Source organism: Actinocorallia lasiicapitis, from assembly GCF_054778695.1.
In genome coordinates, this window is sequence record NZ_BAAGZI010000671.1 from 1 (window position 1) to 1685 (window position 1685).

At 72.6% G+C, this 1685-nt stretch carries 1 protein-coding gene and 1 pseudogene; both read right to left on the reverse strand.

The genetic code is table 11. The features are described from left to right. A partial coding sequence (locus ACYVE7_RS33600) for a serine/threonine protein kinase (protein WP_460370552.1) occupies positions 1-1344 on the reverse strand: 1344 nt, incomplete at its 3' end. Next, a pseudogene (locus ACYVE7_RS33605) lies at positions 1341-1685 on the reverse strand (hypothetical protein); the annotation flags it as partial. The gene ACYVE7_RS33600 and the pseudogene ACYVE7_RS33605, both read right to left, overlap by 4 nt.

Sequence of the window (1685 nt, forward strand, 5' to 3'; positions counted from 1 at the left end):
GGTGAGGGCGCTGGTCGCGGTCTGCCGTTCGGCGCCGAACAGGGCGGAGCGGGCGGGGCGCGGCTCGTCGTCCTGGGCGGCCAGCACCTCGCGGAGCACGCCGGTGAGCTGGTCGGCCATCTCCTGGGCGTCCTGGAACCGTTCGGCCGGGTCGCGGTGGGTGGCGCGGCGCAGGAACCGGTCGAACGACTCGTGCTCGCGCAGCACCGGGATCTGCTCGCGGGGCGGCAGGCCGGCCGCCCAGGTGGTGGTGTAGCCGTGGAACGGGAAGCTCATGACGGCCAGGGCCCGGCCGACCGTGTACAGGTCGGAGCTGATCGACGGGCCGAGCGCCGCGATCTCGGGGGACTGGTAGCCGATCGTGCCGTAGATCGGCGACTCCTGGTCGTCCATCCGGCGGACCCCGCCGAGGTCGATCAGCTTGAGCTGCTCCTCCGACTGGATCGCGTTGTCGGGCTTGAAGTCGCAGTACAGCAGCCCGAGACCGTGCAGGTAGCCGAGCGCCCTGACCACTTCGAGGGCGTAGGCGATCGCCTGGCCGACGGGGAGCGCGGTCTGCTCGCCGTGCTCCTTGCGGTGGTCGAGCAGGACGTCCTTGAGCGCGTGGCCGCCGACGTACTCCATGACGATGTAGCCGACCATCGTCAGGGTGCGGGGCTCGGGATGCTGGACGAAGTTGTAGATCCGGACGATGTTGGGGTGCTCGACCTCGGCCAGGAACGCCTTCTCGGCGGCGGCGACGGCGCTGGCCTCGGGGTCGTCGGTGTCGAGCAGGCCCTTCAGCACGACCCACCGGTCGGAGACGTTCCGGTCGCGGGCCAGGTAGATCCAGCCGAGCCCGCCGTGGGCGAGGCAGCCCAGCACCTCGTACTGGCCGCCGACGAGATCACCGGGCTGGAGCTTCGGGGTGAAGGAGTAGGAGGAGCCGCATTTGGGGCAGAAGCCCTCGGTGCGTCCGGGACGGCCGTCGCGGCTGCGTCCGACGGGCTCGCCGCAGCGGCAGAACCGTTTGCGCTCGGCGACCATCGGGTCGTCCAGGACGGCCTCGGCCGGATCCCGGTAGGGGACGGGCGGCACCTCGACCAGCCCCGCGCCGAGCATCCCGCGCCGGGACTTGCCGCTGCTGGCGGCCGACATCGTGGTCCTGGTGGCGCGGACCGACCCGGTCATCGGCAGCTCGGCTCCGGCCGGTTCGGCCACCGCGGCCGTGGCGGGGGACGGGGTGGCGGACTGGGCGGCCGACTGGGCGTGGGTGAGCTGCTCCTCGGCGGTGGGGGCCATGCCGCAGATCAGGCAGTAGCCGTCCTCCACCGTCCCGGCGCAGCCGGGCTGGGAGCAGTTCATGGTGCCGCCTCGGGGGAGAGCGCCTTGCTGAAGGCGGACAGTGCCACGGTGGCCTGACGGAGGTCGCAGGGGGAGGTCCAGAGTAGTGCCCGAGCTGTGTCCCTGTGCCGGGTGACCTCCTGTTCTTCCAGTACGCCCAGTCTTGCGGCCTTCGCCGTATAGGCCGCGAAACGTCCGCGGAGCTCGCCGCGGCGGTCCAGCAGGCCCTGGAGCAGATCGCGATCATGGGCGGTGGCGGCCAGGGCGGCGGCGATCCGGCGTTCGGCGGTGTCCAGGGCGGCGGCCCGCGCGGTCCAGCGGCCGTCCGCGCCGAGCGGCGGGAGGCCGGTGATCAGGTCGGC